This window comes from Sphingomonas profundi, from assembly GCF_009739515.1.
GTDB classification, from domain to species: domain Bacteria; phylum Pseudomonadota; class Alphaproteobacteria; order Sphingomonadales; family Sphingomonadaceae; genus Alterirhizorhabdus; species Alterirhizorhabdus profundi.
Window position 1 is genome coordinate 1929126 of the sequence record NZ_CP046535.1, and the last position, 18899, is coordinate 1948024.

Annotated in this window: 20 protein-coding genes, 2 tRNA genes and 1 other RNA gene; 14 read left to right on the forward strand and 9 right to left on the reverse strand. The window is 69.9% G+C overall.

Annotated features, from left to right (window positions below; genetic code table 11):
- Window positions 1-4 precede the first annotated feature (4 nt).
- On the reverse strand, window positions 5-1993 hold the full coding sequence (gene tkt / locus GNT64_RS09085) for a transketolase (RefSeq protein WP_156679242.1): 1989 nt from the start codon (window positions 1991-1993) through the stop codon (window positions 5-7).
- Window positions 1994-2150: 157 nt separating this feature from the next.
- Between tkt and GNT64_RS09090 the strand changes: the two genes are divergently transcribed.
- From GNT64_RS09090 to GNT64_RS09110, 6 genes are all read left to right on the forward strand, one after another.
- On the forward strand, window positions 2151-2378 hold the full coding sequence (locus tag GNT64_RS09090; RefSeq protein WP_156679243.1) for a hypothetical protein: 228 nt from the start codon (window positions 2151-2153) through the stop codon (window positions 2376-2378).
- A 2-nt stretch (window positions 2379-2380) separates the two neighbouring features.
- On the forward strand, window positions 2381-2743 hold the full coding sequence (locus GNT64_RS09095) for a cell division protein ZapA (RefSeq protein WP_156679244.1): 363 nt from the start codon (window positions 2381-2383) through the stop codon (window positions 2741-2743).
- A gap of 11 nt (window positions 2744-2754) precedes the next feature.
- A non-coding RNA gene (gene ssrS / locus GNT64_RS22270) (6S RNA) lies at window positions 2755-2910 on the forward strand.
- A 46-nt stretch (window positions 2911-2956) separates the two neighbouring features.
- The gene (locus GNT64_RS09100) at window positions 2957-3520 is read left to right on the forward strand and encodes a 5-formyltetrahydrofolate cyclo-ligase (RefSeq protein WP_156679245.1); all 564 of its coding nucleotides are present in this window, start codon (window positions 2957-2959) and stop codon (window positions 3518-3520) included.
- Window positions 3517-3738 carry a DUF2842 domain-containing protein gene (locus tag GNT64_RS09105; RefSeq protein ID WP_156679246.1) on the forward strand — a complete coding sequence of 74 codons (222 nt, stop codon included), beginning with the start codon at window positions 3517-3519 and terminating at the stop codon, window positions 3736-3738. The genes GNT64_RS09100 and GNT64_RS09105 overlap by 4 nt, the downstream gene beginning before the upstream one ends.
- Before the next feature lie 144 nt (window positions 3739-3882).
- Window positions 3883-4974 (forward strand): alkene reductase, encoded by a 1092-nt coding sequence (locus GNT64_RS09110; RefSeq protein WP_156679247.1) that lies wholly within the window; start codon window positions 3883-3885, stop codon window positions 4972-4974.
- A 104-nt stretch (window positions 4975-5078) separates the two neighbouring features.
- Here the strand turns inward: GNT64_RS09110 and GNT64_RS09115 are convergent.
- A tRNA-Asp gene (locus tag GNT64_RS09115) sits at window positions 5079-5155 on the reverse strand.
- A gap of 88 nt (window positions 5156-5243) precedes the next feature.
- On the reverse strand, window positions 5244-6350 hold the full coding sequence (locus GNT64_RS09120) for an AI-2E family transporter (protein ID WP_231639404.1): 1107 nt from the start codon (window positions 6348-6350) through the stop codon (window positions 5244-5246).
- A 450-nt stretch (window positions 6351-6800) separates the two neighbouring features.
- On the opposite strand from GNT64_RS09120, the gene GNT64_RS09125 reads away from it, so the two are divergent.
- Window positions 6801-7388 (forward strand): cell wall hydrolase, encoded by a 588-nt coding sequence (locus GNT64_RS09125; protein ID WP_156679249.1) that lies wholly within the window; start codon window positions 6801-6803, stop codon window positions 7386-7388.
- 22 nt (window positions 7389-7410) lie between these two features.
- Here GNT64_RS09125 and GNT64_RS09130 read toward each other — a convergent pair whose 3' ends face one another.
- A complete protein-coding gene (locus tag GNT64_RS09130; protein WP_156679250.1) occupies window positions 7411-9183 on the reverse strand; it encodes a caspase family protein in 1773 nt (590 codons plus the stop codon).
- A gap of 249 nt (window positions 9184-9432) precedes the next feature.
- On the opposite strand from GNT64_RS09130, the gene purC reads away from it, so the two are divergent.
- From purC to GNT64_RS09165, 7 genes are all read left to right on the forward strand, one after another.
- A complete protein-coding gene (gene purC, locus GNT64_RS09135; RefSeq protein ID WP_156679251.1) occupies window positions 9433-10212 on the forward strand; it encodes a phosphoribosylaminoimidazolesuccinocarboxamide synthase in 780 nt (259 codons plus the stop codon).
- A gap of 150 nt (window positions 10213-10362) precedes the next feature.
- Window positions 10363-11517 carry a transferrin-binding protein-like solute binding protein gene (locus GNT64_RS09140; protein WP_156679252.1) on the forward strand — a complete coding sequence of 385 codons (1155 nt, stop codon included), beginning with the start codon at window positions 10363-10365 and terminating at the stop codon, window positions 11515-11517.
- Between the two features lie 36 nt (window positions 11518-11553).
- Window positions 11554-12921, forward strand: a complete 1368-nt coding sequence (locus tag GNT64_RS09145; RefSeq protein ID WP_156679253.1) for a surface lipoprotein assembly modifier — start codon at window positions 11554-11556, stop codon at window positions 12919-12921.
- A 142-nt stretch (window positions 12922-13063) separates the two neighbouring features.
- Window positions 13064-14341: a hypothetical protein gene (locus GNT64_RS09150; protein ID WP_156679254.1), complete on the forward strand. Its 1278-nt coding sequence runs from the start codon at window positions 13064-13066 to the stop codon at window positions 14339-14341.
- Window positions 14342-14373: 32 nt separating this feature from the next.
- Complete coding sequence (purS, locus tag GNT64_RS09155; RefSeq protein WP_156679255.1) at window positions 14374-14607, forward strand: phosphoribosylformylglycinamidine synthase subunit PurS; 234 nt, start codon at window positions 14374-14376, stop codon at window positions 14605-14607.
- Between the two features lies 1 nt (window position 14608).
- Complete coding sequence (purQ, locus tag GNT64_RS09160; RefSeq protein WP_156679256.1) at window positions 14609-15277, forward strand: phosphoribosylformylglycinamidine synthase subunit PurQ; 669 nt, start codon at window positions 14609-14611, stop codon at window positions 15275-15277.
- Complete coding sequence (locus GNT64_RS09165; RefSeq protein WP_156679257.1) at window positions 15274-15708, forward strand: GFA family protein; 435 nt, start codon at window positions 15274-15276, stop codon at window positions 15706-15708. The genes purQ and GNT64_RS09165 overlap by 4 nt, the downstream gene beginning before the upstream one ends.
- A 167-nt stretch (window positions 15709-15875) precedes the next feature.
- Here the strand turns inward: GNT64_RS09165 and GNT64_RS09170 are convergent.
- The 5 genes from GNT64_RS09170 to GNT64_RS09190 all read right to left on the reverse strand — a co-directional run bounded on the left by GNT64_RS09170 (window position 15876) and on the right by GNT64_RS09190 (window position 18893).
- A tRNA-Arg gene (locus GNT64_RS09170) sits at window positions 15876-15952 on the reverse strand.
- A gap of 296 nt (window positions 15953-16248) precedes the next feature.
- Window positions 16249-17334, reverse strand: coding sequence for a catalase family protein (locus tag GNT64_RS09175; RefSeq protein ID WP_156679258.1), 1086 nt, complete (start codon window positions 17332-17334; stop codon window positions 16249-16251).
- Between the two features lie 45 nt (window positions 17335-17379).
- Complete coding sequence (locus GNT64_RS09180) at window positions 17380-17853, reverse strand: hypothetical protein (protein ID WP_156679259.1); 474 nt, start codon at window positions 17851-17853, stop codon at window positions 17380-17382.
- 153 nt (window positions 17854-18006) lie between these two features.
- A complete protein-coding gene (locus tag GNT64_RS09185; RefSeq protein WP_156679260.1) occupies window positions 18007-18591 on the reverse strand; it encodes a carboxymuconolactone decarboxylase family protein in 585 nt (194 codons plus the stop codon).
- The gene (locus tag GNT64_RS09190; RefSeq protein ID WP_231639406.1) at window positions 18591-18893 is read right to left on the reverse strand and encodes a hypothetical protein; all 303 of its coding nucleotides are present in this window, start codon (window positions 18891-18893) and stop codon (window positions 18591-18593) included. Before GNT64_RS09190 ends, GNT64_RS09185 begins: the two co-directional genes overlap by 1 nt.
- Window positions 18894-18899: the final 6 nt, after the last annotated feature.

Here is an 18899-nt window from a genome sequence, read left to right on the forward strand (position 1 = left end):
GGTCTCAGCTCCCTGCCTGTCCCAGCGCCGCCAGGATCTGCGGCGCGATGATGTCGGGCGTGAGCCCGAAATGCCTGTAGAGGTCGGGCGCCGGCGCCGATGCGCCGAACCCGTCGATGCCGAAGCGCAGGCCGCGCGCCATCGTGTAGCGCTCCCACCCGATCGTGGTGCCCGCCTCGATGGAGACGCGGAGGATCTCGTCGGGCTGCACGTCAGGCAGCACCTCGTCTCGATAGGCCTGCGGCTGCGCGTCGAAGCGCGACCAGCACGGCATCGAGACGATGTCGGCGCCGACGCCGGCTTCCTCCAGCCGGTCCGCCACGCCAAACGCGATCTCCACCTCGGAACCGCTGGCGATGAGGATCACCTTGCGCGGGGCGACGGCGGCGCGAAGCCGGTAGGCGCCCTTCGCCGAGAGATTTTCGGATGCGTCGTCACGCACTTGCGGCAGGTTCTGGCGGGAAAGCGCGAGCAGAGACGGCCCGTCCGCCCGCGCCAGTGCGAGCTCCCAGCACTCCGCCGTCTCGATCGTGTCGGCCGGGCGATAGACGTCCAGATTGGGCATCAGCCGCAGCGACATGACATGCTCGACCGGCTGGTGGGTCGGCCCGTCCTCGCCGAGACCGATCGAATCGTGCGTCATCACGTAGATCGCGCGGGTCTGCTGCAGCGCGGAGAGGCGGATCGCCGGCCGGCAGTAATCGGAGAACACCAGGAAGGTGCCACCGTAGGGGATGACGCCGCCGTGCAGCGCCATGCCGTTCATCGCGCAGCCCATGCCGAACTCGCGGATGCCGTAGTAGATGTAGCGGCCGGAATAATCCTGCGCCGTCAGCGGCTTCTGCGACTTCGTCTTCGTGTTGTTCGAGCCGGTGAGGTCGGCCGAGCCGCCGATCGTCTCCGGTAGCAGATCGTTGATCGCGCCCAGCGCCAGTTCGGACGCGCGCCGCGTCGCCACCGTCTGCGGGCTGGCGAGGAGGCCGGCCTTGTAGTCGGCGAGCGAGAAATCCGCGGGCAGCGTGCCGGCCATCCGCCGGGTGAACTCGTCGCGATCGGCGTGATCCGCCAGGCGTGCCTCCCACGCGGCGCGAATGCCCTGGCCGCGCTGGCCGATCTCGGCCCAGGCCGCCACGATCGGCTCGGGCAGGTGGAAGTCGGGCGACTCCCATGCCAGCACCTGCCGCGCGGCGCGGATCTCGTCTGCGCCCAGCGGCGAGCCGTGCGTGGCGGAGGTGCCCTGCTTGGTGGGCGCGCCGTAGCCGATGATCGTGCGGCAGGCGATCAGCGACGGGCGCGGATCGGCGACGGCGGCGTCGAGCGCGCGGGAGATGTCGGCCGGATCGTGGCCGTCGCAGGCGATCACGTGCCAGCCGGAGGCGGCGTAGCGGCCGGCCACGTCCTCGCTGGACGAGAGATCGACCGCGCCGTCGATGGTGATGCGGTTGTCGTCCCACAACACGTTCAGCCGGCCGAGCCGCAGGTGCCCGGCGAGGCCGACCGCCTCGTGGTTGATGCCCTCCATCAGGCAGCCGTCGCCGGCGATCACCCAGGTGCGATGATCGACCAGCGCATCGCCGAACACGGCGTTCAGGTGCCGTTCGGCGATCGCCATGCCCACCGCCGTGGCGAAGCCGGAGCCGAGCGGCCCGGTGGTCGCCTCGATCCCCGCAAGCTCGAAATTCTCCGGATGGCCGGCGCACGGGCTGCCCAGCTGGCGGAAGCGGCGGATGTCGTCCAGGGTTGGCCGGGCATAGCCGGTCAGGTGCAGCAGCGCGTAGATCAGCATCGATCCGTGCCCGGCGGAGAGCACGAAACGATCGCGATCCGCCCACTTGGGCGCCGTGGGATCGAACTTCAGATAATCGGCGAACAGCACCGTGGCGGCATCGGCCATCCCCATCGGCATGCCGGGATGGCCCGAGTTCGCCGCCTGCACCGCATCCATCGTCAGCGCCCGCACGGCGTTGGCAAGCTGCGGCGAGGGTCGGGTCATCCAATGGCCTTCTGGCAAGATCGCGGGCCGGAAACCGGCCCGATTCGGCGGTGCAGCAAAAACGGTCGCGGTCCCTTTGTCGCGGGCGCGGCCCATCGTCAACCGCAGCGGCGGCGCATGCTTGCCGCGCGCCACCGCCGTGCTATTCCGGGGCGATATGAGCGACGACACCCTTCTCCTGGCGATCGGCCGGCTCGAACGCGCCGTCCACCGGCTCGAGGAACGGCTGCCGGCCGCCCTCGCACCGGCCCCGGCCAGGCCCGGCGACCAGGCCCTGCACGAACGCTACGAGCGGCTGGAGGAGCGTCACCGCGCGCTGCGCGAGCGTACCTCCAGCGCGGTGGAGCGGCTCACCCGCCTGCTCGACGCGGCGAAGGCGGACTGACGGTGGCGACGGTCGAACTGACGATCGCCGGCCGCCCGTTCGAGCTCGCCTGCCGTGACGGCGAGGAGGCGCACCTGCGGATGATCGCCGCGATGGTGGACGTGAAGGCGCTGGATGCCGCCAAGGCGATGGGCGGGATGAGCGAGGCGCGGCAGATGCTGTTCGCCGCCCTGCTGCTGGCCGACGAACTCAACGACACGCGCGCCGCCCTCACCCGCGCCGCCGCGGCACCCGCGCCCCCCGCCCCGCCCGACCCGGAGATCGCCGCCCGCGTGGAGCGGCTGGCCGAGCGGGTGGAGCGGCTTTCCCGCACGATCGCCGCCGCCGTATCCGACAGGGTTGAGACTCCGCCCGCCAGCGCCTAGATAGGTGGCGGCGGGTACTGCCCGGTACGAGCTACATGAACATCCCTGAGGCGATTCATCTTCCATGGGAGCTGTCCCTGACAGGGCTCTGGCCCGACTTACACGGCGCCCACCTGACGTTAACGGCGTCAGAGGATATTCTAGCAAACGGCCATGGTGGTCCCGCCACCGCATCGTGACCCTGCCTGACCCCGCCCGCATGATCGCCCCCGCATGAACAAGGCGGACGTCCGGCGCGATCTGCGCGCCCGCCGTGCCGCGCTGGTGGCCGATCCGGCGTTCAAGGCGGATCTGCTGATCCACACGCTGTTCGTCGCCGATCACGTCACGCGCCGCTTCGGCGATGCCCGCATCGTCTCCGGCTACGTCTCGGACGGCGAGGAGGTGGATGCGATCCCGATCCTGTTCGCCGCCATCGATCGCGGGCTGGAGGTCGCCCTGCCCCACGTCACCGCGCGCGAGGCGCCGATGCGCTTCCTGCGGTGGACGCCGGGCGACCCGCTGGTGCCGGGCGCCTTCGGCCTCCTCCAGCCGCGCAGCGACGCGCCGGAGGTATCGCCCGATCTGGTGCTGGCGCCGCTCGTCGGCTTCGATCGCGGCCTCTCTCGTATCGGCCAGGGCGCCGGCTTCTACGACCGCGCGTTCGCCCGCCTGCCCGCCGCCCGCCGCATCGGCCTGGCGTGGAGCGTGCAGGAGGTGGAGCGCCTGCCGCTCGATCCTTGGGACGTGCCACTTAACGGCATCGCAACCGAGCGCGAGTGGATCGGCCCGGCATGACGCAACCGGCCGAGCCCAGCTGGCGCAAGCCGTTCGGCATGTTCCTGATCCTGCTGCTGATCGCGGTGTGGGCGGCGCTGGTGCTGCTCGCCTCGCCGTGGATCGAGCGGTTGCATCCGCTGGCGCAGGCGGCCGTCTACCTGTTCGCCGGCATCGTCTGGATCACGCCGCTGAAGCCGCTGCTGCGCTGGATGGAAACGGGCGTCTGGCGGGACTGACCGCGCCCGCCCGCTGACTGCGCCCGCCCGCCGCGCCCTGCCAAGAACTTCCTCCTGCGCGGCAACATTTCCTCCGCCGCTTCCGCATCGCCGCGCGTTGGTGGCATCCCTACCTACTGGCGATCCACAGCACGGAGGCCCGCGATGCCGTCACTCTTCGATCCGATCCAGCTGGGCGCCATCGCGGCGCCGAACCGCATCCTCATGGCACCGCTCACGCGCGGTCGCGCCACCCGCGCGCATGTGCCGACGCCGATCATGGCCGAATATTACACGCAGCGCGCCAGCGCCGGGCTGATCATCACCGAAGCGACCGGCATCAGCCAGGAGGGGCTCGGCTGGCCCTATGCGCCGGGCATCTGGTCCGACGAGCAGGTGGAGGCGTGGAAGCCGATCGTGGAGAGCGTGCACCGGGCGGGCGGACGCATCGCCGTGCAGCTGTGGCACATGGGCCGCATCGTCCACCCAAGCTTCCTCGGCGGCGCGCAGCCGGTCTCCTCCTCCGCCACCACCGCGCCGGACGCGGCCCACACCTATGACGGCAAGCAGCCCTATGCGGAGGCGCGGCCGCTGCGGCTGGACGAGTTCCCGCGTCTGCTGGACGATTATGCCGCCGCCGCGCGCAATGCCCAGGCCGCCGGCTTCGACGGGGTCGAGCTGCACGCCGCCAATGGCTATTTGATCGACCAGTTTCTGCGCGACAATTCCAACTTCCGCGACGATGCCTATGGCGGCCCGATCGAGAACCGCATCCGCCTGCTGGACGAGGTGACGCGGCGTCTGGTCGACGTGCTAGGCGCCGGGCGGGTCGGCGTGCGCCTCTCACCGAACGGCGACACGCAGGGCGTGAACGACAGCGATCCGGAGGCGCTGTTCGCCGCCGCAGGCGCGGCGCTGGACCGGATCGGCATCGCCTATCTGGAACTGCGCGAGCCCGGCCTGGACGGCACCTTCGGCAAGGCGGACCGGCCGCCCGTGCATCCGGTGATCCGCCGGGCTTTCAAGGGGCCGCTGATCCTGAACTCCGACTATGATTCGGCGCGCGGACAGGCGGCGCTGGACGCGGGCGAGGCCGATGCGATCGCTTTCGGCCGCACCTTCCTCGCCAATCCCGATCTGCCGCATCGCTTCGCCGAGGGTCTGCCGCTGAACAAGGACGATCCGCGCACCTGGTACAGCCAAGGCGAGGAAGGCTACACCGACTATCCGACTGCTGCAGAAGCGGTGGCCGCCTGACGGACCCGGCGGAGGCACGGCGCCTCCGCCCGGTCGAACCGATGCGAACGCCTGTGCGGATGGGTTCCTCGCGGTCGCCCGCCGGCCCCTGCGATGGCCGGGAATGGCGCGAGTGACGGGGCTCGAACCCGCGACCTCCGGCGTGACAGGCCGGCGCTCTAACCAACTGAGCTACACCCGCTTGGAAGCGAGGGCCGCCAACTAGGGGAGGCGTTTCGGGCTGTCAAGCGAGGCGCGCACGCCTTTGCCTCATGTGTGCGGATCGCTGCCTACGCATGCGGATCGCTCGGCGTCGGCGCCGTCAACGTGCCCTCGTCGAACAGGAAGCCGGCGATGTCCGGCTTGCCGGCGGCATCCAGCACCGTCTTCAGGATGATCAGCAGCGGCACCGCCAGCAGCGCGCCCGTAGTGCCCCACACCCAGCCCCAGTAGCTGAGCGCCACCAGAATCAGCAGCGGATTGATCGTCAGCCGCTTGCCCACCACCATCGGCGTGAAGGCGTTGGCCTCGATCAGGTGGATGCCGATGAAGATGGCCGCTGGCAGGAACGCGTACCAGATGTCGGCGAAGGTCATCAGCCCGCCCAGCGCCAGCAGCAGCGCCGCGGCGATCGGGCCGAGATACGGCACGTAGTTGAGCAGCGCGACGAGCCCGCCCCACATCAGCGGCGTGGGCATGCCCACCGCCCACATCGCCGCCGCCACGGCGCAGCCCATCGCCAGGTTGATGAGGGTGATCGTGCCGAGATAGGCGGAGGTCGCGTCCACCATCTCCTGGATCACGCGTGCCGTCGTCATCGCCGAGGAGAAGGAGGAGCGGCTCTGGATCGTCCGCCGGCGCATCCGCGTCCATCCGGCCAGGAAGAAGTAGATCAGCAGGATCGCAAAGAAGCCCTGCACCAGCGCGTGCGGCGCCGACGTCGCGACCAGATCGAGCAGCGAGTTGGGCGTCTCAACCGCGACCGTCGTCGGCGCCTTGGCCGGCGAGCGGGCTAGCAGCCGGGCGGTGTCGTCGATGAACCGCTCGATACTGGCATAGATCTGGATCAGCGGCGCCAGATTGCTGCGGACCTGGCCGATGCGATCGGGCAGCAGCGCGAACCACTCGGTCGCCGGCACCAGGATGGAGGCGACCGCCACGTTCGCGGCGGCCAGGAACATGATGACGCAGCTGACCGCCGCCAGGCCGGAGGGGATGCCGCGCCGCTCCAGCCACTCCAGCATCGGCACCAGCGCGATGGCGATCACGAGCGCGCCCGTGACCGGCAGGAAGAACTCCGCACCCGTCCGCAGCGCGAACGGAAGCGCAAGCAGCAGGCCGAGCCCGGCGATCAGCGTGAGCGAGGCGAGCAGGCGATTGCGGTGGAAATCGGTCACAGGGTCGGGTCGAACCGGCTCGGCCGCGGGCGGCGGCGCGCGGACGGGGGCCGGCGAGGGTTCGATCTCTGCATCCGCGTGGTTGATGGCGACCTCCCTGGATCATCCAGCGTAATCCACGCCGCGCGATTCGGACAGCGAAAGCGGCGACGTGGCAGCGAGTCGCCGACCCGCTGTCGCGGCGTTCGGCGGCAACCTGCGGTCGCCGCGACGAGCCGACGCTTCGCCGCGATGGTTCCATAGCGGGATTTCGGCCCGCCCCAGCCGAGCAACGATTCGTCGTAGTCCGGTTGTATGCTGCGGTGCACCAGCCTCAAGGACGGGCCGTTCCGGTCGTTGGCAGGGGAAGCACGAGGCTCCCGACCCATCAGGCAAGACGTGGAAGTGAAGCTCCGCCCGATTTCGTTCGTGGGGGTGGGGACCGGCTTTTGCGCACAAGAAGGTTGTAGAATGTCGCTTTCCGGGCACACCAGGCTCCTCGCGGCCGGCGCTCTCATCGCCGTCACCGTGTTTCCGGCGACGTTCTTCGCCTCGGACGCCCTGCTCGCCGCGACCTTCTCGACCGATACGCCGCAGCCCACCCTCGCCCTCGACGACGCCGCCCTGCAGGCGGACGACGACATGGATGTGGTGCGCGACGCCGATACCCCGCAGACCGCCGCCTCCGACGAGATCGATGCCGAGCTGGAGTGCATGGCCAAGGTTGTGCTGCACGAGGCCGGCAACCAGCCACGCGCGGGGCAGCTCGCCGTCGCCCAGCTGATCGTCAACCGGATGGAATCGGGCCGCTTCGCCGATACGGCGTGCGGCGTAGTGAACCAGCCCGGCCAGTTCTTCCAGACGGCCAGCTACAATCCCCGCCGCGATACCGATGCCTGGGCCGCGGCGGTCGAGGTTTCGCGCGAGGCGCAGGCGCGGCAGACGGCGGACGTGGCGCCCGGCGCGATGTTCTTCCGCGCAGCCTACGCCGCCCCCACCGGCTTCTTCCGCACCCGCACCCGCGTCGTCACACTCGGCGACCACGTCTTCTACCGCTGAGGCGGCCGGCCTCGCCCCCGCTTCACAGCGAGCGGCACATGCCCTGCGTGGCGCGCGTGCAGTGGAAGGTGCCGCGACCGGGAATGTCCTTCAGCCCGAAGCGCACGGAGCTGTCATAGTCGGCGCGATCGATGCCGGGCTTCGGATCGGGGTGGACGCCGAAACCGCAGCCGTAGACGCGGAAGCCGCCGATCGCGCCCAGATCGCGAATGCCTTGCCGGGCGTCGCAGGCGCGCTCCACCGCGCGATCGCCCTCGCGCGTGCCGATCGGGCCGCTGCTCTCGCGGGCGGGGCCGTAGCAGCGGCTCTCGCGCTCGCTGGTGTCGGTCGATAGCTGACACACTACGATGCCCTCCGGCCAGGCGATCACCTCGTCGGCACGCCCGGCCAGCGCGCGCTTGGGGGGAACGGGTTCGGCGGTGGCGCTCTGGCCGCATTCCTTGGCACTGCCCGTCTCGCAGGCGCGGACGCGAGCGCGCCACTTTGCCTCCTCGCCGGCAAAACGATCGAGCTCGCGCTGATAGGCTTCGCGCTGGAGGCGAACCTTGTCCTCCACCGCCGCCACCTGGAGGCGATATTTCTCCTGCGCCGCCCGGTTCTGCTCGGCGATGGCATCGTTGTGCGCCTGAATGCCCTGGTTCAGCGCGCTGACGGCGGAACTCTCGGCGGGAACGACCGGCGTCGCGTTCACGGTGGCCGGCGGCGGATCGACGCCGCTGCGCGGCAATGTGGGCAGGGCCGAGAAGGACACCGTCTGCACCAGCGGCTGCGGCCGCGACGGCGGCACCGCCACCGGCTCTATCCGCGGGATCGCGCTGGAGAGGCGGCGGACGTTCTGCTCCGCGATCCTGACGAAGCGGCCGTTCGGGAATTGCGTGCTATACTCCTCGAACGCCTCTCGCGTGTTCGCCCGCAACGCGCCCTTCCAGGCGAGCGCGTCGAGTGCCGCGACATCGAGGAACAGGCGCGGCTCGCCGGGACGCGCGGCCGGCGCCAGGCGCGGCTGCGGCGCCAGGTAGACGAGCATCGCGCTGATGCTTGAGCTGACGAACGGCCGCTGCTCGCCGCCGGTCGCCGCCAGCACGTCGTCGCGCACGGCATTGCCCAGCAGCTGCACCGGCAGGTCGATCTGTTGCAGCCGGCGGGAGAGCGAGACGGCGAAGGGCGAGTTGATGCGCATCCCGTCGTTCGCCGTCTGCCCCGGCGCGGCGGCGAAGATCACCAGATAGTCGTCGACCGCGATCTCGCCGAGCCCGCGCACCATCCCGCGCGTCGCGCGCGGCCAGCGGCGCGCGAAGGGCGTGTTGCGGCAGGCATCGAGCACCACCAGCCGCACCTTGGCGCCGGCCACCGCCTCCATCACCCGATCGAGGTCGATCGCCTCGTAGGCCAGGTCGAAATTGCTCTGCAATGTGGCGTCCACCGGGATCAGCCAGTTGTGGCCGCCATCCTCCACGCCGTGCCCGGCATAGTAGATCATCGCCACCTTGGCGCCGGCCGCCTGCGCGCGAAACGCCCGCAGCGCCCGCTCGAACCCGCCGCGATCGAGGTCGGAGGCGACCGTAACCGAATCGAACGCTACCTTGCGCAGCGCATCGGCGACGATGCCGGCATCCGCTATCGGGTTAAGCAGCGGGCCGACCGACGCGTAATTGCCGTTGCCGATCACCAGCGCCACGCGCCGCTCTCCGGCCTCGGGGCCGGCGGCGACATCGCTATTCGCCTGCGCGGACGCCGATCCGGCACCGAACAACACGGCGATCAACAAGATCAGCAGCGCCCCCTGCCGGATCATTGCTCAGCCCCCATCTGCGATGATCTTCCGCGATAGGAACCGTTGCCTATCGAGAACTGTGGAGTCAACAGCCCGCAGCGCTGCCCGTACGATCCGGCGCCGCGGCAGTCCGAGTGCTGGAAGCCGCCCTTCTGCTTCATTTGCGCTGCCATCGGCGTTCCGCTATAGCGCGGCGCAAACGCCCCGCTCGCGTGCCGCCGGCCGGCGCGTGTTCGGGGCGCTGCTCTTTTACGCCTGAGAGGCTTGCCCATGTCCCGCCGCCGCCAGATCTACGAAGGCAAGGCCAAGATCCTGTACGAAGGGCCGGAGCCCGGCACCCTGATCCAGTATTTCAAGGACGATGCGACCGCGTTCAACGCGCAGAAGAAGGGCACGATCTCCGGCAAGGGCGTGCTCAACAACCGCATTTCCGAGCATGTCTTCACCCTGCTCGGCAATATCGGCGTGCCGACTCACTTCATCCGCCGGCTGAACATGCGCGAACAGCTGATCCGCCAAGCCGAGATCATCCCGATCGAGGTGGTCGTTCGCAACGTCGCCGCCGGCTCGATCGTCAAGCGTCTGGGGCTCGAGGAGGGCAGCCAGCTGCCGCGCACGATCATCGAATATTATTACAAGGACGACGCGCTCGGCGATCCGATGGTGGCGGACGAGCATATCGCCTGCTTCGGCTGGGCCAGCCAGGACGAGATGCACGACATCGCCGACATGGCGATCCGGGTGAACGACTTCCTCACCGGGCTGTTCGCCGGCATCGGCATCCGCCTGGTCGATTTCAAGCTGGAGTTCGGCCGCATCTACGATAACGACTACAGCCGCGTGATCCTGGCCGACGAGATCAGCCCGGACGGTTGCCGCCTGTGGGACATGGTTTCCGGCGAGAAGCTGGACAAGGATCGCTTCCGCCTGGATCTGGGCGGCGAGGTGGAGGCCTATCAGGAGATTGCGCGCCGGCTGGGCCTGCTGCCGGAAGGCGACACCACGGTGCTGGACATGGAAAAGCACCGCAAGAGCCGCATCAAGAAGTAGGCCGCAACCAGGCCAAGCAGAAGGGGCGTGCCGCCTGTCGGCGCGCCCCTTCTGCTTGGCGCAGGCACGCGGCGGCCGGGCCGTTTAAACCGGCCTTAACCCTTTTTGGCTACCTCCCCCTCGCAACGAAGGTCTTGGGGGTTTGGTCTGATGCGCAAGTTGATCGCGATGCTTCCGTTCGCGGCGGTAGCGGCCTGCAGCGGCGGCGGCCCCGAATCGGTCGGCAGCATCGCGCCGGCCGGATCCGGCGCGGTGAGCGTCTCGGCCGGCAACGGCAGCGGTGTCTCCGCCGGCAACGGCACCGGCAGCAACAGCGCCAACACCGCCACCAGCTTCCTCTCCGTCACCGGCGAGAAATCCTTCGATCTGCTCGGCGGCGCGCAGTCGCTGAAGGTGGACACGGGGACTGGCGCCACACTCTACGCCGGCAACGCCACCACCGTTCGCGCGCCAAGCGGCACCGTCTCCTATAATCCGCGCGACGGCATCTTCACCGTCACCCTGGCCGACACGAAGGCCATCGTCTCGTCGAACCTGCGCTTTCAGGATCCGGGCCACCGCATCGATTTCACCTCCGCCGGCAGCCCGCAGTTCGGCGTGCCGGATCTCCAGGGCTTTAACTATCTGGAGAGCATAGGCAGCACGCCGAACGACACCTACACCTTCTTCTACCAGCGGCCCGGCACCAGCACGATCTACGTCTCTCTTGCCGGCTACGTCCGCAACAACACGCCCGCGAGCGGCACGACCGACACGTTCGAGCGCGGCGCCTTCGTGTTCGGCGACCAGACCCTGCGCAGCCAGATACCGGCCTCGGGCGCTGGCACCTACAAGGGCGGCTTCGTCGCCTCGATGGTGAACGCGCCGGGCACCCAAGCGTCGGCCTTCCAGTGGATCCAAGGCAGCAGCGCGCTGTCCGTCGATTTCGGCAAGAGCACGGTCAGCCTGTCGCTGAGCGGCACCGTCAACGCGCCGAACACCGGCAGCGATCTGGCGTCCAGCCCGCTCGCCATCGCCGCCGGCTCCACCTTCAACGCCACCGGCACGGCGACCATCGATCTGGTGAAGACCAGCGGCTTCACCGGCCAGTTCCAGTCGGCCGGCTTCACCGACGCCGCCGGCAAGACCACCGCGGTCGATTTCGCCGCGATTTCGCCCGGCTCCAGCACGGCAGGCGCCAGCTCCATCGACGGCGCCTTCTATGGGCCGGACGCGGTGAACGTCGGCGGCAGCCTGCGCATCGTCGGCGGCATCCCGAACCAGCGGGTCGACATCCTCGGCGCCTTCACCGGCGCGAAGCAGTAAGGCGGGCGACGGGCGCGGAAGGCGGGACGAAGGCCGATGCGCCGCCCCTATTCGCTCGCCCTGCTGTGCCTGGGCGCGTTAACCATGATCGGCCTCGCGCCGCTCACCACCTCTCCGTCGCTCTCCGATTGCGAGAACGGCGTGTGCACGATGCGGATGACGGCGCCGCAACTGCTCGCCGCGACCCAGCAGATGGTGCTGGCCAAGCGATATGACGAGGCGAAGCCGATGCTCGCGGCGCTCACCAGCGCGCCCGAATATGGCATGGAGACGCACTTCCTCACCGGCTACGTCGCCGCCGAGACCGGCGACCTGAAGACGGCCGCGCGCGAGTTCCGCGCCGTGCTGCGCGACCGGCCGGACATGGTGCGCGCCCGGCTGGAGCTCGCCCGCGTGCTGATGCTCCAGGGCAAGGACTCGGCCGCCGACCATCACTACCGCCTGGCCGAGGAAGCCGCCGACCTGCCGCCCGAGATCGCCCGCACCATCCGCGATCAGCGCGGCGTGATCCGCAACCGCAAGAAGTGGCACCTCAACCTCGATTTCGGCCTGGCGCCGGACAGCAACGTCAACAACGCCACCGATGCCCGCACGATCGACGTTTCGGTCGGCAACGGCACGATCCCGATCGAGCTGAACGAGGCGGCGCGACGCCGCTCCGGCGTCGGCCAGGTCGCCTCGGTGTCGAGCGGCGTCAAGCTGCGCCTGTCGGACGGGGTGGCGATGCTGATCGACGCGGACGGCCAGTTCATCAACCAGACTGGCAAGGCGGCCGACGACGTCTCCGTCCTCCTCGCCGCCGGGCCGGAGCTGACGACGAAGGACGGCGCCCGCTTCTCGGTGCAGGCGCTGGGCGTGCAGCGCTGGTATGGCGGCCGATCGGCCACCACCGGTGGCGGCATCCGCGCTTCCTACCAGCAGGATCTGAACGCCGGTTCGCGGGTGGGCGTGCAGGTGGATACGAGGCGCATCGAATCGGGCTATGGCGAGGCGTTCGGCGGCTGGCAGCACGCGATCTACGCCAGCTACGAGCGGGTCGTGAACAAGGCGATGGTCGCCTCCGTCAGCGCCTTCCTGCGTCGCGACGATCTCGTCTCCAAGGCCTACTCCAGCACCGAGGTGGGCGGCAATGTCGGCATCGGCGGCGAGCTGCCGTGGGGGCTGAACGCCGGCCTCTCCGGCGGCCTGTCGCGCGTGATGTTCGATGCGCCGCTCGCCTTCCTGTCGCCGGACAGCCGCAAGGACTGGCGGTTCAACGCCCGCGCCTACCTGGGCGCGCGATCGGTGCGGGTGGCCGGCTTCTCGCCCTCCGTCACCTATACCTATAACGGCATCGATTCGACGGTGGGGCTCTACCGGATCAACCGCCATCGCATCCAGTTCGGGCTCGCGCGCTATTTCTGAGGCGGCGCGGGGCGCGCGCTTCGCCGGCGCGGCGCTGCTGCTGGCGCTGCTGCTGCTCGGCCCGGCTATCGCCAACCGCTTCCCGCTCGTCTTTCCGGATAGTGGCACCTATCTCGGCATCGCCCTCGGCCACGATTTCGCGATGGACCGGCCGAGCGTCTACGGGCTGCTGCTGAAGCCGTTCGTCACGGTGGCGCCGGGCCTGGCGGGCCTGTGGCTGGCGGTGACGGCGCAGGCGCTGGCGGTGGCGGCCGCGCTGCTGGCGGCGACGCGCGCGCTGGTGGGGCGGGATGTGCCGCCCGCCCGCCTGCTGCTCGCCTCGGTGCCGGTGGTGCTGCTCACCGCGCTGCCGTGGCATGCCGGCCAGTTCATGCCGGATGCGCTCACCGGCCCGCTCGTGCTGCTCGCCTGCCTCGCCGCCACGCGGGCGCCGGGCGCGCCCGGCGTGCCGCTGCTGTGGCTCGCCATCCTGGTGCTGGCGACGGTTCATTACACCCACATCGTGCTGCTCGCCGCCGTTGCCTTGTCGGCGGTCGCCGCGCAGATCCCGCTCGGCCTCGCGTGGCGCGCCGCGCTAGCCCGAGCCGCGGCGGCGATCGTCGCCTGCCTGGCCGCCGCCGCCCTGCTCGTCGCGGGCAACGCGCTGGTGCTGTCGCGACCGGCGCTTTCCCCGGTCGGCGCCTTCTTCCTGTTCGCCCGCCTGCACGAGGACGGGCTGATCGACCGCTGGCTCGATCGCCACTGCGGCACCGATGCACCGGCCCCGCTCTGCGCCGATCGCGCACGGATGCCGCACGACAGCCAGGCTCTGCTCTGGGGCGGGGCGAACAGCCCGGTCGCCACGCGCATCTGGCAGCAGCGCGACGACGGCCTCCGCTGGCGCTGGATCGACATGATGGCCGCCGCCAATCGCGGCGCCGTGGCCGAGCAGCCGATCGCCTTCCTCCTTTCCTCTGCGCGCGGCGCGGCGCGGCAGTTCGTCACGTTTCGCGCGATCGACGACGAGTGCCCGGCGGGCTGCGGCCGCAACCTTTCCGGCGGCATCGGCCTGATCCTCGCGCGCGATCGGCCGGCGGCGCTGCCGGCCCTGCTCGCCTCCGCGCAATATCGCGACACGACGCCGAAGCGGCTCGTCCGCGCGATCACCACGCCGGTCGCCGCCCTCGCCCTGCTGCTGCTGCCGCTCGCCGCCATGCGTGCGTGGCGCCGTCCGGACGCCAGCGCCCTCGCCTTCTGCGGCGGCATCGCCGCGGCGCTGGTCGCCAACGCGGCGCTGGCCGGCGCGCTCTCCGACGTCCACGATCGCTACCAGAGCCGCATCGTGTGGCTGGCGCCATGGCTGATCCTGCTGCTGCTGCTGCGCTGGCGACGGCCCGCCACGGAACGGGCGCCTTGCCCGCCGCTGGCGACCGGCGCATAAGCCCGCCGATTGCAACCAAGCGGGCGAGATCCATGAAGGCGCGCGTCTACGTTACCCTGAAGAACGGCGTCCTCGATCCGCAGGGGCGGGCGATCCACCACGCGCTCGAGGGGCTCGGCTTCGGCGGCGTGGCGGACGTGCGCGCCGGCAAGCTGATCGAGCTCGATCTGGCCGACGGCACCAGCGACGCCGATCTCGACGCGATGTGCCGCAAGCTGCTGGCCAACACCGTCATCGAAAATTACCGCATCGAGCGGGGCGCCTGAGATGAACAGCGCCGTCATCGTCTTCCCGGGATCGAACTGCGATCGCGATCTGGCCGTGGCGATCCGCGACGTGACGGGCACGGCGCCGACGATGGTGTGGCACCGCGAGACGACGCTGCCTGACGGCATCGACCTGATCGGCGTGCCCGGCGGCTTCTCCTATGGCGACTATCTCCGATCCGGCGCGATGGCGGCGCGCAGCCCGGTGATGCGCGCGGTGGCGGATGCGGCGGCACGCGGGGCGCGCGTGCTCGGCATCTGCAACGGCTTCCAGGTGCTCACCGAGGCGGGGCTGCTGCCGGGCGCGCTGATGCGCAACGCCGGCATTACCTTCGTCTGCCGCGACGTGGCGCTCACCGTGGGCGACGCCCGGACGGACTTCACCCGCCTCTACGCCCCCGGCGAGGCGGTGACGTTCCCGGTCGCGCATCACGACGGCAACTACACCGCCGATGCCGACACGCTCGACCGACTGGAAGGCGAAGGCCGCGTCGCCTTCCGCTACGCCGCCCCGGTCAACGGATCGGCGCGCGACATCGCCGGCATCGTGAACGCCGGCGGCAACGTGCTGGGCCTGATGCCGCACCCGGAGCGCATGATCGAGGCGGCGCACGGCCGCAACGACGGCCGCCGCCTGTTCGAAGGGCTCGTCGAAATGGTGGCGGCATGAGCGGCACGCCGCCTATCACCGGCGGCTGCCTGTGCGGCGCCGTGCGCTTCGAGATCGATACCGCGCCGATCGCCACGCGCGCCTGCTGGTGCCGCCTCTGCCAGTATCTCGGCGCCGGCAGCGGCACCGTGAACGCGATCTTCCCGAGCGCCGCCTTCCGCGTGACCGGCGAGACGAAGGCGCATGTGGCGACGGCAGACAGCGGCACGGTGATGCGGCGGCATTTCTGCCCGGAATGCGGCAGCCAGGTGCACGGCTTCGCCGATACGCGCCCGCACCTCGTGACCGTGCGGGTGGGCTCGCTTGACGATCCCGAGGTCGGCGCGCCGCAATCGACGATCTGGACGGCCGCGGCGCCGACATGGGCCAGCATCGACGAGGCGCTGCCGAAGCTGGCGGGCCAGCCCGCCCCTCCCCCACCGCCCGCCTGACCGCCTCCTTACGTGCCGCCTACGCTGTCGGCCACGAAGACCGAGACTGGTCGGGGCGCGTGGATCGTGAATCCACTGGCGATGTTACGCGGACCGACGGCTCAAGGATTGCGGCAACCTCCTTGCCGTCGTGCTTTCGTCAGGCCGCAAAGCAGGGCGGAATGGCATGGCGCGCCCGGCAGGATTCGAACCTGCGACCCCAAGCTTAGAAGGCTCGTGCTCTATCCGACTGAGCTACGGGCGCACACGGCGGGAATACGGGGTTTGTACGGGTGGTCAACCCGCTCCGTCCGGCCATAGGCCGGCGGTGGTTGAAGCGAGGTAACGTGCTCCTGCCGCAGAGGATGTGCCACACGCGGCTGTATACGAAACCGTAGAGTAGGCGCAGCCTACCCGACCTCGCAGCCAGCGTGTTTATGGCGGTAGACGCTTCGGCCGCTGCCGGCTCATCCCCGGACATGTCAACACAGCTGTCGTCCGCTTCAAGCGCGCGTGTGGTCTCCCATTCCTCGTGAATAGCGAGCGCAGGGCCGGCGATCGTCATCCCGGGATCTCGTCGATGCTGGCGGTGTTCGCGGCGGCGACGCCGTTCTCGCGATGACGGAAGTCGCTCAGCGCCCGGTAGACCTGCAGACGCGCCCGCATCACGCCACCCAGCGGGCGGTGCACCGCGAGGCTGTGCGCCGGGCGGAAGGTCATCACCTCGTCAAAATAGCGGACGCGCTCCGCGCCGTAGGCGGCCTGTCGCGGAAGGCGGATCGTGGCGACGGTGCGGTACTGGCTGTCCTGGGCCGGCCACTCGACCGAAGCGTCCTCGATCGGCTGCGTCTCGGCATTGGCCCATAGCTGCGCGCGCAGTTCGAACACCGCGTCATGCGCGTCGAAATAGGCGATGGCGGCGTGGCGGAAGCCGTCCTCGTCCTGATGCGGATCGAGCTGCCAGTCGTCGAGCGCCAGCTGCTCTGGCGCGACGGGGAAGGCGCCGAGCTTGGCGATATAATCGCCGTACCGCACCGGGCACTGACTGAAGTAATAATCGTCGAGCGGGTGGCTGAAGGGATGTCCGTAGAAATCCAGCGTCGGGCTCGGCCCGCCGGTGACGGCGTTCAGCACCTTGTTGATGTTGCGCGCGATCGCGGCGGCGGCGCTCTTCACGCCCTCGGGCATCGGCGTGGCGAGGCCGATCTTCTTGGCCTGGCTGAGGAAGCCCGCCGCCGTGCCCGCCGGAAAGGTCGTTCCGCTGGCGAGCACGAAATCCTGCGTCGGCGCATCGTGGCCGGGCAGCTTCTCGCCCTCCACCCCGAACACCTTGATCGCCATGCCGCGATGCGTGGACACCCGGTCGCCGAGCGTCTCGCCCGGCCCCTGGGCGAAGCGGACGGCGACCTTGTAGGTGCCGGCCTCGGCGAACAGCCCTTGCGCAAGCTCGGGCGGCAGATCGTCCGCAACCACCAGCTCGCCGATCACGCACGCGGTGCTCTTGGCGTGGCTGGCGCGCACCGCGTGGCCTTCCCGCTTCTCGACCGTCTGGCTCTCCTGTGTCATGCCCTTGATGATGCCGTCGATCGACTGCTGCTCGTCGGCTTCCGGGGTCTCGATGTCGGGGGAGTAGCGCAGGTAGGTCATGGGCGATCCTTCTCGGTCTGGAAGTCGTGGGGACGCGACGTCACGTCATCCTGAACGGCCCGATCGCGTCGCCGCGCGCGCCGCGAGGGCAGTGACGAGGCCGAACGCAACATGGTTGACGGTGTGCATGCCGATGGTCTTGCCACCCTGCGTCCACTCCGGCGCCTTCACGCCGAGCAGCGGACCGGCGAGCCAGTGCGCGAGGGCGTAGAAGGAGAGGCCGAACAGGACGCCGCCGACTAGCGGGTCGGTGTCCTCGTTCGTCGTGGCCGCGTAGGCGAGGCCGGCGAGCCCGGAGAGCAGCATGTGACCGCCCTGGGCAAAAGTCTGCTCGGCCGGTGTCGGCAGCTCGGTCGCTTCCGGTGTCGGGACGTCGAACTTGCGCGCGCTGGCGCGCTCGAGATCGATCAGTTCGGACGGCTTGCCGCTCTTCCGTTCGCCCGCCATCATCATGGCGGTGATGCCGGCCCCGGCCACGAGGCTGCCGGCGATCGCCCCGGCGAGATACTTGCCGTTCATCGCCCGCTCTCCTTCAGGGCACGCGGCGCGCGCCGTCCTCGGCGTTGAAGTGGATCGTGCCGCTGACCATGCCTGCCCACTGCATCCGCCCCGGCCGTCGTCGCGCGCCAGGTGCTCTTCACCCGGATCGCCGCCGCGGCTTTTTGCGAGAGATCACCCACGCGGCAGGCCTTCCTCGCTGCCGGGAACGGACACGTCATAGGCGTTGAGCAGCACCGACACGAGGCAGTAGCCGCCGACCAGATAGACGAGTTCGGCCAGCTGCTCCTCGCCGAACGCCCGCAAGGCGCGCTGATAGGTCGACTCGGGCAGCCCCTTGCCGCCGGCGAGTGCCGCCGCGACGTCGTAGGCCGCTGCTTCCTCCTCGCTCAGGTCCGACGGACGCTCGCCGGCGGCGATCGTCGCGATCTGCGCTTGTGACAGGCCCGCCTGCTCGGCGACATGCTCGTGCGCGTAGAGCTCGTACCGCGAGTTGAAGCGCGCGCCCGTCACCAGGATCGCGACCTCGTGCGGCCCCTTCGGCAGCTTCGCATTCTCGATCAGGGCCTTGGTGTAGGTCCATGCGGGCTGGCCGAATTGCGGGAAGCGCAGCATGGGGGCGAACGGCCCGACCAGCGCACCGTCGTCGCGCCGGGAGACGAAGCCTTTCAGATGCTTCGCGATCTCGCGCCGCATGTCGTCGTCGACGGCCTGCAGCTCGGGCGGGAGCTGATCGTGCGGGATGGGAGGGAGGCGCATCAGCGGGGGCTCACGCGCACGGCCATGAAGGCCATCGGCAGCGGCCGGCCGCCTTCCACCTTGCCCGGCCACGATGCGGCGTTGGCGATGGTGGAGGCGATGGCATGTTCCTCGTCGGGACTGTCGACCGGGAGCACGAAGTCCTGCCCGCTCTGCGCGCCTTTCGTCGGGTCGAAGCGGCGGATCGTGACGTTGTATTTCTTGAGGTTGCCGGGGCTGGTCACGGGCATCTGCGCCTCCAGGGCGGTGGACAGGCCGGGCGACAGGATCGCGACGGCGAACGCTAGAACGGCGGTGCGCATGGATTT